Source organism: Burkholderia sp. MBR-1, from assembly GCF_013822785.1.
Classification (GTDB): Bacteria; Pseudomonadota; Gammaproteobacteria; order Burkholderiales; family Burkholderiaceae; genus Burkholderia; species Burkholderia vietnamiensis.
This window is the reverse complement of sequence record NZ_CP053611.1, coordinates 47,278-60,698: the sequence shown is the minus strand read 5'-3', so window position 1 is coordinate 60,698 and position 13,421 is coordinate 47,278. Positions and strand designations below refer to the sequence as shown.

At 69.2% G+C, this 13,421-nt stretch carries 14 protein-coding genes and 1 pseudogene; 4 read left to right on the top strand and 11 right to left on the bottom strand.

Translation table 11 applies throughout. The features are described 5' to 3' along the window. Positions 1-14 precede the first annotated feature (14 nt). Together MBR110_RS24695 and MBR110_RS24690 are read right to left on the bottom strand one after the other, a co-directional pair. On the bottom strand, positions 15-938 hold the full coding sequence (locus MBR110_RS24695) for a LysR family transcriptional regulator (protein ID WP_014725684.1): 924 nt from the start codon (positions 936-938) through the stop codon (positions 15-17). Between the two features lie 196 nt (positions 939-1,134). Beyond that, a complete protein-coding gene (locus MBR110_RS24690; RefSeq protein WP_059456176.1) occupies positions 1,135-1,584 on the bottom strand; it encodes a response regulator in 450 nt (149 codons plus the stop codon). 218 nt (positions 1,585-1,802) lie between these two features. Between MBR110_RS24690 and MBR110_RS24685 the strand changes: the two genes are divergently transcribed. Both MBR110_RS24685 and MBR110_RS24680 read left to right on the top strand, forming a co-directional pair. Then, on the top strand, positions 1,803-2,522 hold the full coding sequence (locus MBR110_RS24685; RefSeq protein ID WP_175984168.1) for a UdgX family uracil-DNA binding protein: 720 nt from the start codon (positions 1,803-1,805) through the stop codon (positions 2,520-2,522). Continuing rightward, the gene (locus tag MBR110_RS24680; RefSeq protein WP_181709629.1) at positions 2,519-3,847 is read left to right on the top strand and encodes an Nramp family divalent metal transporter; all 1,329 of its coding nucleotides are present in this window, start codon (positions 2,519-2,521) and stop codon (positions 3,845-3,847) included. Before MBR110_RS24685 ends, MBR110_RS24680 begins: the two co-directional genes overlap by 4 nt. A gap of 167 nt (positions 3,848-4,014) precedes the next feature. Here the strand turns inward: MBR110_RS24680 and MBR110_RS24675 are convergent, their stop codons facing one another. From MBR110_RS24675 to MBR110_RS24640, 8 genes are all read right to left on the bottom strand, one after another. Beyond that, on the bottom strand, positions 4,015-4,356 hold the full coding sequence (locus MBR110_RS24675) for a helix-turn-helix domain-containing protein (RefSeq protein ID WP_034192851.1): 342 nt from the start codon (positions 4,354-4,356) through the stop codon (positions 4,015-4,017). A gap of 358 nt (positions 4,357-4,714) precedes the next feature. Further along, positions 4,715-5,326, bottom strand: coding sequence for a DUF892 family protein (locus MBR110_RS24670; RefSeq protein WP_011879861.1), 612 nt, complete (start codon positions 5,324-5,326; stop codon positions 4,715-4,717). A gap of 59 nt (positions 5,327-5,385) precedes the next feature. Then, a complete protein-coding gene (locus MBR110_RS24665) occupies positions 5,386-5,997 on the bottom strand; it encodes a DUF4142 domain-containing protein (protein WP_181709628.1) in 612 nt (203 codons plus the stop codon). A gap of 27 nt (positions 5,998-6,024) precedes the next feature. Beyond that, entirely contained in the window at positions 6,025-6,882 is an 858-nt protein-coding gene (locus MBR110_RS24660) for an SDR family oxidoreductase (RefSeq protein ID WP_181709627.1), read from the bottom strand. 136 nt (positions 6,883-7,018) lie between these two features. Next, entirely contained in the window at positions 7,019-7,585 is a 567-nt protein-coding gene (locus tag MBR110_RS24655) for a membrane protein (protein WP_011879858.1), read from the bottom strand. A gap of 64 nt (positions 7,586-7,649) precedes the next feature. Further along, positions 7,650-7,949 carry a DUF2795 domain-containing protein gene (locus MBR110_RS24650; RefSeq protein WP_014725677.1) on the bottom strand — a complete coding sequence of 100 codons (300 nt, stop codon included), beginning with the start codon at positions 7,947-7,949 and terminating at the stop codon, positions 7,650-7,652. Between the two features lie 38 nt (positions 7,950-7,987). Beyond that, positions 7,988-9,016, bottom strand: coding sequence for an SDR family oxidoreductase (locus tag MBR110_RS24645; RefSeq protein WP_181709626.1), 1,029 nt, complete (start codon positions 9,014-9,016; stop codon positions 7,988-7,990). 25 nt (positions 9,017-9,041) lie between these two features. Further along, positions 9,042-9,443: a BON domain-containing protein gene (locus MBR110_RS24640; protein ID WP_181709625.1), complete on the bottom strand. Its 402-nt coding sequence runs from the start codon at positions 9,441-9,443 to the stop codon at positions 9,042-9,044. Positions 9,444-9,685: 242 nt separating this feature from the next. On the opposite strand from MBR110_RS24640, the gene MBR110_RS24635 reads away from it, so the two are divergent. Together MBR110_RS24635 and MBR110_RS24630 are read left to right on the top strand one after the other, a co-directional pair. Then, positions 9,686-10,999, top strand: coding sequence for a glycosyltransferase family 4 protein (locus MBR110_RS24635; RefSeq protein ID WP_034192856.1), 1,314 nt, complete (start codon positions 9,686-9,688; stop codon positions 10,997-10,999). Then, positions 10,999-11,799, top strand: a pseudogene (locus MBR110_RS24630) (UDP-glucuronic acid decarboxylase family protein); the annotation flags it as partial. The gene MBR110_RS24635 and the pseudogene MBR110_RS24630, both read left to right, overlap by 1 nt. Before the next feature lie 3 nt (positions 11,800-11,802). Here the strand turns inward: MBR110_RS24630 and MBR110_RS31990 are convergent. Continuing rightward, positions 11,803-13,170, bottom strand: a complete 1,368-nt coding sequence (locus MBR110_RS31990) for a sigma-54-dependent transcriptional regulator (protein ID WP_011879849.1) — start codon at positions 13,168-13,170, stop codon at positions 11,803-11,805. Positions 13,171-13,421: the final 251 nt, after the last annotated feature.

Below are 13,421 nucleotides of genomic sequence, written 5' to 3'. Positions count from 1 at the left end.
AGCGGATGCGCGCATCATGCCGCCGCCTCGCTGCCGGCCGCGGCGCCGCGCCGCGCATCGAGCACCGCGCGGTGAAACGCTTCGGCGGCCGGCGTCAGCGTGCGCCCGCGCCGCTTCACGATCCCCACGCGGCGTTTGACCACCGGCTCGACGAGCGGCACGCTCGTGAGCACCGGATGGTCGCGCCCCGGCATCGCCATCGACGGCACCGCGGCCACGCCGAGCCCGGCTTCGATCAAGCCGAGCATGGTCGTCACGTGACGGGTTTCGCACACGCTCGCCGCGCGCGGCGCGACGGCGGTCAGCGCCTGATCGAGCAGCAGACGGTTGCCGGAGGTCTTGTCGACCGACACGTAGTCGTACGCATAGAGCTCGTTCCACGTCACGCGCTTCTTGCCCGCGAGCGGATGATCGCGCCGGCATGCGGCGACGAAGCGCTCCTGCAGCAGCAGCCGGAATTCGACTTCAGGCTCCTGGCTGCCCATGAAGCTCACGCCGAAATCGGCCTCGCCGCTGATGACGGCGCTCAGCACCTCGTTCGCGCTCGCATCCAGCAGCTTGACGCGAATGCGCGGAAAGCGGCGATGGTAGCTGGCGATCACGTTCGGCAGGAAGTAATAGGCGACCGACGGCACGCAGGCGATCGTCACATGGCCGAGGCGGCTCGACGACACGTCGCGGATGCCGAGCAGCGCGACGTCGAGATCGTCGAGCAGCTGCTCGGCGCTCGGCGCGAACACGCGACCGACGGTCGTCAGCGTGACGCTGCGCGTGGTGCGCTCGAACAGCCGCACGCCGAGCGCGTCCTCCAGCTTCTCGATCCGGCGGCTCAACGCGGGCTGCGAAATGCTGATCGATTCGGCGGCCTTACGGAAGCTCCCCAGCTCCACCACCGCGCGAAACGCCTGCAAGTCGGTCAAATCGAAATTGATTCCCACGGGCCTGGTCTCCGGTTCTCGAATGCCCGGTATTGTGCATGATTCGCCCGGGCAGACCCAGCCGGGAAGATACCGGCGCGCGAGCGCGGCCGTGCGTCGTCGCGAACGATCACTCAATCGAGCATGCGCGCGAGCCCGCCGCCGCGCCACCCGGCACCGTTTTACAAGCGTCGTGTAACGTCCCGCGCCGCGCGCGTCAGCGCCGTCCGCCGCTCGCCGATTCCAGGTAGGCGAGCAGCCGGTGCGGCGTGAGCGGCTTCGCGCAGTGCGCGTCGAAGCCTGCTTCGCGCGCACGCTCGCGATCGCGCTGCGACGCGTGCGCGCTGCAGGCGACGAGCAGCATGTCGGCGGTGCGCGGGTCGGCGCGCAGCCGCGTCGCGAGCTGCAGGCCGTCGAGGCCCGGCATCGCGATGTCCAGCACGATCGCGAACGGCTGCCAGTCGCGCGCGAGCGCGCAGACGGCGAACGGATCGTCGGCGACGCGGCATTCGAAACCGCGCGCCTCCAGCAGCAGTTGCAGCGCATCGGCCGCGTCGCGGTAGTCGTCGACCACCAGCACCCGGCGCGGGCGCGGCGGGACGCTGTCGGGTGAACGCCACAGCAGCACGTCGTCGGCCGCCGGATCGTTGACGCGGGGGGTATGCATCGGGTGTCTCCATTCAGCGGATACGGCCCCCGCGCAAACTGCGCGCCCATATTGAAAGTCCCCGGCATGCCGGTTGCTGCATCGACGCGATATCGTCGATACGGGAGCCCCTCGATGCGCGCACGGCCGAACCGCCAACCCAGCAAGCCGCCCGCATGCGGGCGCGACGCATGCCGCGCGGCGCACGCCGACGCGTCGGGCTGCGTGGGAGGCGCCGCATGACGGAACGCACGTCCCGACATCCGACGCACGCCGCGCAGCACGCCAAGCCATCGCAGCGGCCGCAGCCCGACGCGGCCGACACGCACGGCGGCGACGCCGATGACCACGCGCCGGCCACGCTCGACGCGTGCCGCCGCTGCGGGCTGTGGGAGCACGCGACGCAGCCGGTGCCGGGCGCCGGCCCCGCCGACGCGCGGATCATGCTGGTCGGCGAGCAGCCGGGCGATCAGGAAGACCGGACCGGCGTGCCGTTCGTCGGCGCGGCGGGCCGCATGCTCGACCGTGCACTCGACGAAGCCGGGATCGATCGCGCCCGCGTGTACGTGACCAACGCGGTCAAGCACTTCAAGTGGGAGCCGCGCGGCAAGCGCCGGCTGCACAAGACGCCGGCGCAGCGGGAGGTCGCCGCGTGCCGCTACTGGCTCGAGCGCGAACTCGAGACGCTCGCGCCGCGCGTGATCGTCGCGCTCGGCGGGACGGCGCTGCGCGCGGTGCTGCAGGACAACGACGCGACGCTCGAACGCGCGCGCCAGCCGTTGCGCTCGCCGGGCGGCCGCCTCGTCGTCGCGACGTATCACCCGTCCTACGTGCTGCGCACGCGCGGCGCCGATTCGCGCGAGCGCGCGTACCGGACGCTGGTCGACGCGCTGCGCACCGCAGCGCGACTCGCGCGCGACGCCGGCACGGCGCACGGCACGCGCGGAGACGCCGAATGAGCGACCTGCGCAACGACGACGCAACGCACGCCGCGCCCACCTCGACATCCACGTCCGCGCCCGCGCCGGCCGCGAAGCCGTGGTATCGGCGGCTCGGCCCCGGCCTGCTCGCGGGCGCATCCGACGCCGATCCGAGCAACGTCGCGGTGTACGCGCAGGCCGGCAGCCAGTTCGGTTTCAACATGCTGTGGATGATCGTCGTCACGCTGCCGATGATGGTCGTCGTGCAGCTCGCGGCCGCGTTCGTCGGGCGCACCAACCGCAAGGGGCTGGTGGCCGGCATCCGCGAGCACTTCTCCGACCGTCTCGCGAAAACGCTGATCGTGATGGTCGTGATCGTCAACGTCGTGAACGTCGGCGCCGATCTCGCCGCGATGGGCGACGCGACCGCGCTCGTCGCCGGCGGGCGCAGCTACTGGTACGCGGCCTTGTACGGGATCGCGTCGCTCGCGCTGCAGGTGCTGATGTCGTACGAGCGCTATGCGCGCTGGCTCAAATGGATGACGCTCGGCCTGCTCGCGTACGTGCTGGAACTCGGCTTCGTGCACGTCGACTGGCGCAATCTGCTGCATACGCTGGTGCTGCCGCACATCGCGTTCACGCACGACTACGCGACCACCGCGGTCGCGGTGCTCGGCACGACGCTCAGCCCGTATCTGTTCGTGTGGCAGGCCGCGCTCGAAGTGGAGGAAACCCAGGCCGAGCGGCGCAACGGCGATGGCGACACCGCCAGCGCGCCCGCGACCCGTCGCGACACCGAGCGGCGCATCACGTTCGACACGTGGACCGGGATGATCGTCACGAACGCGGTGTCGTTCTGCATCATGGTGATCGGCGCGGCGGTGTTCTTCACGCACGGCCGGCACGACATCGGGTCGACGGCGCAGGCCGCCGAAGCGCTGCGGCCGATCGCGGGCGAAGCGGCGTTCGTCGTGTTCGCGTTCGGCATCGTGGGCTGCGGGCTGCTGGCGATTCCGGCCTTCGCCGGCAGCGCCGCTTACGGCTGCGCGGAGGCATGGCAGTTCCGCGAGGGCCTCAACGAGCCGGTGCATCGCGCGCCGGCGTTCTACGGCGTGCTCGCGCTGTGCGTGCTGGTCGGCATCGCGATCTGCTTCGGCCCGGTCAATCCGATCAAGGCGCTGTACTGGAGCGCGGTGCTCAACGGCATCGCCGCGGTGCCGATGCTGGTGCTCGTGATGCTGCTCGCCCAGCGGCGCGGGGCGGCCGGCCAGCCGGGCAGCGGCGTCGCATCGAGGGTGCTGGGGTGGCTTGCCGTCGCGCTGATGGCGGCGTCGGTGGTGGTGATGGTAGTGATGCTGGCGTGAGCGGCGGCCGTTGCTGTTTGCAACTGCGGGCGACGGATGGCGGTAATCGATGGAGGCTGACTGCGACGGCGGATACAACAACGGTTGACGGCCGGGCCTGCGATGCCCTCCGGCTCACTGATGAAGTGTTCGCAGCGATCTCGCGAGCTTCGCGATCGTTGCTGCCATTAGAAGTCCAGCTCCTTGAGTTCCCTCTCCGACAGAACGCTAACTCGTCGACGACGGGTGCGGGCATCGAGCGACTTGAGCGCCGGATCCGTCTCGGAGAGCAAGTCATGCAGGCGCAGGCCGGGAGCAAACGCTTCCAGATATCGAACCACCTGACCGATCGCCACGCCAGGGTCGCCCTTTTCGATGCGGTAGGCGGTATTGCGCGACAGTCCGGCTCGCGTGGCTGCCTCGCTCTGATGGACCCCTCTCGCTATACGGAGACGGGAGAGCAGTTGCCCCAGGTGCTTTGTCTCGGCAAGCACGGCCGGGCTGGCAGCCATCTCTTGATTGACCTTCATGCTCGATAAATCGCTCCTTATGGCTCGTATGCTCGATTTTACGAGCATTCCAGCGTTCACAGGCACAGCCGCCGCGAATGCCTGCGCGCCGCTCCTGACGAGCGGGGACGCCTTCTTGAAAAACGGGAGTTTTAACCAGCCGGAATCAAACCCGCCATTGCAGCGGGCTACAGCGCGGGCGTCACCGAGGCTCGCGAGCAGACTCTACCGCCCCTGATCGGCCCATTTGGTTTGCTGCTGGCGGCCACATCGCTCGGGAAGTGGCCGCGGTTCTTGCCTGCGGATTCACGCGCTTCTCGGTCACGGTCGCCTCGGGCCGGCCGCGCGAGCGGCACGGCCCGATCGCGAGCGGACCCGCTTACATCATCTTCCCGCGCGAGCGCTCGGCGCGCGCCGCATCGGCCGCCGACTCGACCTTCTTCACTTCCTCCGGCGGCGGCAGCACGGCCTTGAAGCCCATCGACTCGATCCACATCTCGCGCGCCCAGCCGCGGGTGTGATAGAGGTGATGATCCTCGTCGGCTTCGACTTCGTCGTGCGCGGCCTTCAGCGCACGCGCCGCGTCGCTGTCGCGCAGCTGGTCGGCCGCATAGCCGATCAGCTCCCAGTTCAGATGGTCCTTCGTCTCGGCGAGCACCACGCACTCGGCCGCGACGACCTGCGCGACGGCCGGATCGGCCTGCTTCTTCGCCTGCTGGATCACCTGCACCAGCGACTTGCCCGTGGCCGCGACAGCGGCACGGCCGGGCGACTGCGCGTCGGGATCGAGGCCGAGCGTTTCGAACACCTTGCGCAGCACTTCCTGGTGATGCAGGGTCTCGCGATGATATTTCTCCCATTCCTTGTGCAGGTCCGGGTCGGTCGCGCACTGGAGCGCGGCCTCGTAGATCTGCGCGCCGCCAAGCTCGGTCTCGTATGCCTGACAGAGCAGTTCGAGGATGCCTTCGTGCTTCGATTGACGTTGGGCCATGACTGCTTCTCCGAAAAATGCGGGCCGCACGCGCGGCCCGGGGTTGAACCGGGCGCGCGTTACTGCGCGCCCACCTTGCGCTGCAGCGCTTCCGCCATGCTCAGGTGATGCTTGAGCTTCGGCAGCGTGGCTTGCGCGAACGCGCGCAGTTGCGCGTCCTTGCCGTCGCGGGCCTCCGTTTCGAACAGCGCAATCGTCTTGCGGTGCGCTTCCGGGCCGGCCGCCGCGACATAAGCGGTGTCGAAGTCCTTGCCTTGCTTGCCGCGCAGCGCCTCGACGTCCGGGTCGGTCACCTGCTCGACCGGCGGCTTGATGCCCTTGCGCGCGGCGATCTGGTTCAGCTGCGCATTCGCCTTGCCGTGGTCGGCCACCATGCGCTTCGCGAACGCGCGCACGTCGGACGACTTCGACTGCTTCAGCGCCAGCTGGCTCGCCTGCACTTCCGCCTTGCCGCCGATCGCGGCCTTGTCGACGAATTCCGCATCGGCGCCCTGCGGCGCCTTCGCCATGCCCGCATCGCCGGCACCGGCGCCCGACGACGGATTGATCACGCCGCCCGGCACGTGCGAATTCGAGGCGGGCGGCTCGCTCGGCATCTGTGCGTGCGCGAGCCCCGCTACCGCGAGCGCGCCCGCAGCGAGCGCCGCGGTCGTCCAGTTGGGTCGTTTCATGCGCTTTCTCCTTGTGTGGGGAACCGGTCAGCCGCCGACGATCGAGCCGCCGTTCGGATGCAAGGTCTGTCCCGTCATGTAGCTCGTGCCTTCCGATGCGAGCAGGACGTAGCAGTCGATCAGCTCGTCGGGCTGGCCCGGCCGCTTGAGCGGCACGTTCGAGCCGAATTTCGACACCTGCTCGGCGCTGAAGGTCGACGGGATCAGCGGCGTCCAGATCGGCCCCGGCGCCACGGCGTTCACGCGGATGTCGCGCTCGGCCAGCTCGATCGACAGCGAGCGCGTGAACGCGACGATCGCGCCCTTGGTCGCCGAGTAGTCGGGCAGTTTCGGGCTGCCGTGGTACGCGGTGACGGACGCCGTGTTGACGATGCGGCCGCCGCCCTTCATGTGCTGCAGCGCCGCCTGCGTGCAGAAGATCATCCCGTACACGTTGGTGCGGAAAGTACGCTCGAGCTGCTCCTCGGTCACGTCCTCGATGCCGGGCTGCGGATGCTGCTCGCCCGCGTTGTTTACCAGCACGTCGAGCCGGCCGAGCCGCTCGACGGTGCGCGCGACCGCGTCGCGCGCCTGTTGCCGGTCGCCGATGTCGCACGCGATCGCCTCGCAACGCCGGCCGGCCTGTTCGATGAGCCGCTTCGTGTGCGCGGCGTCGTCCGACTCGTTCAGATAGACGATCGCGACGTCCGCGCCTTCCTTCGCGAAACCGATCGCCACCGCGCGGCCGATCCCGCTGTCGCCGCCGGTGACGAGCGCGACCTTGCCGGCCAGCTTGCCACTGCCGACGTAATCGGCCGCCTCGTCGCGCGGCTTCGGCTGCATGTCCCGCTCGCTGCCCGGCTGCTGCGTCTGCTTCTGGGGCGGCGGGGTGTGTGCCTGGATCATGTATGCCTCCTTGATCGTGGGTCGGGAGCACGACGCAAGCCGCATGCCGCAGGCCGCCGCTCGTGCCGCACGGCCGCTCGCGGCCGTGCGCGCGCGGTGCGTCCCTGCATTGCAAGCGCGTGCAGAAACGGCATGGTCAGTGCGCGGCGTCCTGCGTCGTGCCGTCGGGCCGGCGCACCGGGTCGAAGTCGCGCCACTCGCCGTCCTGCCATTCGCCTTCGACGCGCTCGATCGCCTGCGCGCCGGTCGCGCGCAACACGTCTTCGGCCGCCGCCGCGGTGGCGGCCGTCACGCGCGCGGCGAGGATCACGCCGCTCTCGGTCTGCTCGAGCGTGCCCTTGCCCTCGGCCTGCTCGCCGCGCATCCGTCCGAGCGCGCCGCCGAAGGCGCCGAGATACGCGCCGGCCAACGCGCCGGCGACCGGCACGAACCAGTAGCGCAGGCCGATCGCGTAAGCGATCAGGCCGACGATCACGCCGATCAGCATGCCGCGCAATGCGCCGACCATCGCGCCGCGGCCGCCGGGCTTCGCGGCCGTATCGGCATACACGTCGCCGCCGATCGGATAGCGCGCGTGCTGTCCGCCCGGGTTCAGAAAGAAGATGGACACGTCGTCCGGTCCGAACGCGCGCTCGTAGAGGTGGCGCGCCCCACCTTCCGCTTCATCGAACGTCGTGAAGCGGCCTGCGACGATCATCGCCATGCTCGTGCTCCTCGTGACGGTAACGCGCCGTGCGCGCGCCGGCGCGCACGGCCGACGGCGGCGCTCACATCAGCCGCCCGAGTTCCTTCGACACCGATGCCGGCGTGGTGTACTCGCGATCGGGGATCTGCCGCAGCATCTCCAGCACCTGCTGGTCCGCATGCGAGCGCTCCGCGCACTGGACGACGTCGGCCTTGCTCGCCGGGTAGTCCATGCCCTTCAGCGCCTTCTGCACGTCGACCGGGCTCGGCGCCTTGCCGTGGCCGGTCTGATGGCCGCCCTTGTCGTGGTCCTGCTGCGTGCGCTCGCCTTCGTGCGCGCGCGAGTGGCTGTATTCGTGGCCGGTGTGTTGTCGGGATGACATGGAAACCTCCTTCGAAAGAAAAACGCACTCCAGATCGATTACGCGGTCGTACGCCGCGCCCGCGCGAGCGCCGCGACCATCAGCGCGGCCGCGCCCAACGCGACGGCGCCCGCGACCTTCGGACGCTGCACCACTGCGTTGTATGCGCAACCGCGCAGCACCGGACCTTCCATTCCTTCGCGCTCGTGCAGCGCGTGGCGCGACTCGTACAGCGCGTTGTCGTCGCGCGGGCGTGCCGGGCGCACGGTGCGCTGGCCGCGCGAGAACAACGTGGCCGCGAGGCGATCGAACAGGCGCGGCGCGTGATACGCGCCCGCCGAGGCCAGCTTCGCGGCGCCGCCGACGAACAGCGTGCGGCGCGGATGTGCGGCCGCGAACAGGATCGCGTCGGCCACCAGCTCGGGGTCGTAGATCGGCGGCGGCAGCTTCGCCTCGACGTTCATGTAGTTTTTCGCGTGCATCACGAACATCGTGTCCATCGCGGCCGGCTTGATCAGCGTGACGGATACCGGCAAGCGGTCCGACTCGAGCTCGAGCCGCAGCGAATCGGTGAAGCCCTTCACCGCGTGCTTCGACGCGACATACGCGCTCTGCAGCGGCAGCGGCGCGTCCGACGCCTCGCTGCCGAGGTTGATGATCGCGCCGCCATGAAAATCGCCCTTGCGCCGGAAATGGTCCGACGCGACGAGCGAGCCGTGCACGACGCCCCAGTAGTTCGTGTCGAACAGCCGCCGCTGATCCTCGAGCGGCACCGCGGCCGCCGTGCCGAAGATCGAGACGCCGGCGTTGTTGATCCACGTGTCGAAGCCGCCGTAGGTATCGACGGCCTGCGCGGCGGCGCGCTGCAGATCCTCGTGATTCGCGACGTCGCCCGCGACCGGCACCGCAAGGCCGCCGTGCTGGCGGATCTCGTCGCACAGCGTATCGAGCGCGTCGCCGTTGCGCGCGAACAGCACGAGCTTCGCGCCGCGGCGTGCCGCCTTGCGCGCGGTGACGAGGCCGATGCCGCTCGTCGCGCCCGTGATCACGATCGTCTGCTCGCCGACGGGTTTGAGCGTGCACTTCATAACACCTCCTGTTACGTCGCGCCGATCACTTCGGGCGGATGGTCAACTGGTTGCGCACGTCGCGCACGCCGTCGATCTTCCTGACGACGTCGGCCGCCTGCCCGCGCTGCTGCTCGTCCGGCACGCTGCCGGTCAGCATCACGACGCCGCGGCGCGTCTTCACGTGGATGTCGCCGGCCGACAGGCCGCTCGTGCCGACCAGTTCGGCCTTCGCCTTGGTCGTGATGGTCGCGTCGTGAATCTTCGTCCCGGTGCTCGAATGGGACGACGATGCGGACGACGAAGCGGCGTCGTCGCCGGCGGCGAACGCGCTCGGCGCGACGACGGTGCAGGCGGCGGCAGCGGCGACGGCGATCGCCATGCCGAGACGCGTGCCCGCACGACGGCGCGCTCGCGGCGCGCTGGCTTGCAGCAGAAATACCTTCATCGTGACCTCCTTTCGTGAGCGCCGGCCGTGCCGGCTGGTATGCCGATGTCGCAAGTCGCGTGCCGCGCGCACGGCGCGGCTCGCGCGTGCGGCGCGCCGATCAGACGCCCTTTCATCCAAGCCGTTGTAATTTTTTCGGCGCCGATGCGGGCCGCTTCCCCCGCAAAGCGGCGGGCATGCCGATTGCCGGACAGGGATGCAACGGGGCCCACCGGCGCGGCCCCGACCTCGGGAGCATCACCATGCAAAGAATCGCGTTGATCAGTGAACATGCGTCGCCGCTGGGCGTCATCGGCGGCGTCGATGCGGGCGGCCAGAACATCTACGTCGCCAACGTCGCGAAGCAGCTGGCCGAACGCGGCCTCGACGTCGACGTCTACACGCGTTGCGACAATGCGCACCTGCCGGAGGTCGTGCAGATCGGCCCGCGCATGCGCGTGATCCACGTGCCGGCCGGTCCGCCGACCGATGTGCCGAAGGAGCGGCTGCTGCCGTACATGGGGGCGTTCGCCGATTACATGATCGCGCGCATGCGGCGCGAGCCCGACCCCGTCGACGTGATGCACGCGAACTTCTTCATGTCGGGCGAAGCCGGCCTGCGCGTGAAGAAGCGCCTCGGCATTCCGCTCGTCACTACCTTCCACGCGCTCGGCCGCGTGCGCCGGCTGCATCAGGGCGCGGCCGACGGCTTTCCCGACGCGCGCTTCAAGATCGAGGACACGCTCGCGCGCCGCTCCGACCGCCTGATCGCCGAATGCCCGCAGGATGCGCTCGACCTGACCACGCACTACCGCGCGGACGCGGCGCGCATCGAGATCGTGCCGTGCGGGTTCGATGCGCAGGAGTTTCGACCGGTGCCGCGCGCCGACGCGCGTGCGCAGCTCGGCTGGCAGCAGGATGCGTTCGTCGTGTTGCAGCTCGGGCGTCTGGTGCCGCGCAAGGGCATCGACAACGTGATCGACGCGCTCGCGCGGATGCCGCGCGATCCGCAGCGGCCGACCCATCTCTACATCGTCGGCGGCAGCCAGGCCACGCCCGACCCGGCGCGCGACCCGGAACTCGCGCGACTCATGGCGCTCGCGCACGACAACGGTATCGCCGATCGCGTGACCTTCGTCGGCCGGCGCGACCGCGAGGCGCTGCACCTGTACTACAGCGCGGCCGACGTGTTCGTGACGACGCCGTGGTACGAGCCGTTCGGCATTACGCCGGTCGAGGCGATGGCATGCGCGGCGGCGGTGATCGGCAGCGACGTCGGCGGCATCCGCACGACGGTGGACGACGGCGTCACCGGCTATCTGGTGCCGCCGCGCGACCCGGCCGCGCTCGCCGCCCGCCTCCTGCAGTTGCGCGCGCAACCGGATCTGTGCGCGGCGCTGGGCCGCGCCGGCTACCTGCGCGCGCATCGCTTCTACACGTGGCGCGGCGTGGCCGACCGCCTCGTCGACGTCTACCGCGACGTCGCGTATCCGCAGCGCGCCGGCACCGCCGCGACCCGCCGCACGCCGGTTTCCACCACGCCGGGCGTACTCGCGCACCGCAAGGAGAATGCATGATGAAGGGCTACGATCGCAAACGCGTACTCGTTACCGGCGGCGCGGGCTTTCTCGGTTCGCATCTGTGCGAGCGCCTCGTGACGGCCGGGCACGACGTGCTGTGCGTCGACAACTTCTACACGGGCGCGAAGGACAACATCGCGCACCTGCTCGATGCGCCGAATTTCGAGCTGATGCGTCACGACGTGACGTTTCCGCTGTACGTGGAAGTCGACGAGATCTACAACCTCGCGTGCCCGGCGTCTCCGGTGCACTATCAGCGCGACCCGGTGCAGACCACCAAGACCAGCGTGCATGGCGCGATCAATCTGCTCGGCCTCGCGAAGCGCGTGAAGGCGCGCATCCTGCAGGCGTCGACGAGCGAGGTGTACGGCGACCCCGACGTGCATCCGCAGGACGAGCGCTACTGCGGGCGCGTGAACCCGATCGGCGTGCGCGCGTGCTACGACGAAGGCAAGCGCTGCGCGGAAACGCTGTTCATGGACTATCACCGGCAGTACGGCGTCGACGTGCGGATCGCGCGGATCTTCAACACGTACGGGCCGCGCATGCATCCGGCCGACGGCCGCGTCGTGTCGAACTTCATCACCCAGGCGCTGGCCGGCAAGCCGTTGACCGTGTACGGTGACGGCATGCAGACGCGCTCGTTCTGCTACGTCGACGATCTGATCGACGCGCTGGTGCGGCTGATGGACGAGCCGGGCGATGCGTGCGAACCGGTGAACCTCGGCAGCGACGACGAGATCGCGATGCTCGACATCGCGCGCGAAGTAGTGCGTCGCATGAGTGCGCCGGCGGCCGCATCAGGAGTCCGGCTTCTCCACCTCGCCTTCGAGTTGCGCGAGCCGGTTGTAGATCGTCTTCAGGCTGACGTCGAGCACCTCGGCCGCCTGCGCCTTCACGCCGCCGCACTGCGCGATGGTGCCGAGGATCAGCTTGCGGTCGACCTCCTCGAGCGGCGTGCCGAACGGCACGGTCACGCGGTCGTCCTGCGAGTCGACCATGTTCGACAGCTCTTCCATGATCGGCGGCGGCAGGGTCTCGATCACATCCGCATCGCTGAAGATGCTCGCGCGCTGCACGAAGTTGCGCAGCTCGCGCACGTTGCCGGGCCACGCGTAAGACTTCAACGCCTCGCGTGCGGCCGGCGCGAAGCGCAGGTTGCGTCCGCTTTCCTCGTTGTAGCGCTGCAGGAACGCATCGGCGAGCATCGGAATGTCGTCGCCGCGCTCGCGCAGCGACGGCAGCGGAATCGGGAACACGTTGATCCGGTGATAGAGGTCGGGCCGCAGCTTGCCGTCGGCCATCGCGGCTTCCGGATCGCGGTTGGTGGCCGCGACGATGCGCACGTCGACGTCGATCTCGCGCGTCGAGCCGAGCCGCGTGACGCGGCCCGTCTCCAGCACGCGCAATAGCTTGACCTGCGATTCGAGCGGCATCTCGGTGATTTCGTCGAGGAACAGCGTGCCGCCGTCGGCGCGCTCGAAGAAGCCCTTGTGCTGCCGCTCCGCGCCGGTGAAGCTGCCGCGGTCGTGGCCGAACATTTCGCTTTCGACGAGATTCGCGGCGATCGCGCCGCAGTTCACCGCGAGGAACGGGCCGCGGCGGCGCAGGCTCAGATCATGGACCGTCTGCGCGGCCAGCTCCTTGCCGGTGCCCGACTCGCCGGTGAGCAGCACCGACGCTTCGGTGCGCGCGACGCGGCCGATCGCATCGTAGACGGCCTGCATCGCCGGCGAGCTGCCGAGCATGCGGCCGAAGCGGCCGAGGCGCTGCAACTCCGAGCGCAGTTCGGCGATCTCTTCGTGCAGCGCAGTGGTGCGCGGCACGCGCGCGAAGATGCTGTTCAGCCGCTGCATGTTGAGCGGCTTCACGAGGTAGTCGGTCGCGCCGCGACGCAATGCGTCGATCGCGGTTTCGAGGCTCGCGTGACCGGTGGTCAGCACGATTTCGCAATGCCCGCGCTTCGGCAATGCATCGAACAGATCCATCCCGTTGCCGTCGGGCAGCACGAGATCGCACAGCACGAGATCGGGGGTATGCGTCGAGACGAGCGTGCGCGCTTCTTCTAGCGTCGCGGCCGTGTCGCAGGTGAGCTGCTGCGCCTGCGCGAGCGCCGCGAGCATCGCGCGTGTATCGGCATCGTCTTCGACGATCAGCACATAAGGCATCGAAGCTCCTGGTGAGGCGGCCGGCAGAAGTTCGACCGGAACCGCGGCGGGCGGGCGCTGCGGATGCGGCGCCGGGCACTCGGCGATGCGACCCGCATTGCACGCGAATAAATGGGGAGTTTGTCCGCCATGACAAACGAGTGCTTAGCAGTATAGAAGAAGCGTGTCGCGCATTCGGCGATCATCGAATAAATCTATCTATTCGCGAAGCTCGCATTGCAATATTCAATCTATTGGAAGGGCCATAACCG

What these genes read in the sequence shown, in the direction of transcription:
- MBR110_RS24690 (WP_059456176.1), bottom strand. Translation starts at nt 1,584, where the DNA reads ATGCATACCCCCCGCGTCAACGATCCGGCGGCCGACGACGTGCTGCTG.
- MBR110_RS24685 (WP_175984168.1), top strand. Translation starts at nt 1,803, where the DNA reads ATGACGGAACGCACGTCCCGACATCCGACGCACGCCGCGCAGCACGCC.
- MBR110_RS24680 (WP_181709629.1), top strand. Translation starts at nt 2,519, where the DNA reads ATGAGCGACCTGCGCAACGACGACGCAACGCACGCCGCGCCCACCTCG.
- MBR110_RS24675 (WP_034192851.1), bottom strand. Translation starts at nt 4,356, where the DNA reads ATGAAGGTCAATCAAGAGATGGCTGCCAGCCCGGCCGTGCTTGCCGAG.
- MBR110_RS24670 (WP_011879861.1), bottom strand. Translation starts at nt 5,326, where the DNA reads ATGGCCCAACGTCAATCGAAGCACGAAGGCATCCTCGAACTGCTCTGT.
- MBR110_RS24665 (WP_181709628.1), bottom strand. Translation starts at nt 5,997, where the DNA reads ATGAAACGACCCAACTGGACGACCGCGGCGCTCGCTGCGGGCGCGCTC.
- MBR110_RS24660 (WP_181709627.1), bottom strand. Translation starts at nt 6,882, where the DNA reads ATGATCCAGGCACACACCCCGCCGCCCCAGAAGCAGACGCAGCAGCCG.
- MBR110_RS24655 (WP_011879858.1), bottom strand. Translation starts at nt 7,585, where the DNA reads ATGGCGATGATCGTCGCAGGCCGCTTCACGACGTTCGATGAAGCGGAA.
- MBR110_RS24650 (WP_014725677.1), bottom strand. Translation starts at nt 7,949, where the DNA reads ATGTCATCCCGACAACACACCGGCCACGAATACAGCCACTCGCGCGCG.
- MBR110_RS24645 (WP_181709626.1), bottom strand. Translation starts at nt 9,016, where the DNA reads ATGAAGTGCACGCTCAAACCCGTCGGCGAGCAGACGATCGTGATCACG.
- MBR110_RS24640 (WP_181709625.1), bottom strand. Translation starts at nt 9,443, where the DNA reads ATGAAGGTATTTCTGCTGCAAGCCAGCGCGCCGCGAGCGCGCCGTCGT.
- MBR110_RS24635 (WP_034192856.1), top strand. Translation starts at nt 9,686, where the DNA reads ATGCAAAGAATCGCGTTGATCAGTGAACATGCGTCGCCGCTGGGCGTC.
- MBR110_RS31990 (WP_011879849.1), bottom strand. Translation starts at nt 13,170, where the DNA reads ATGCCTTATGTGCTGATCGTCGAAGACGATGCCGATACACGCGCGATG.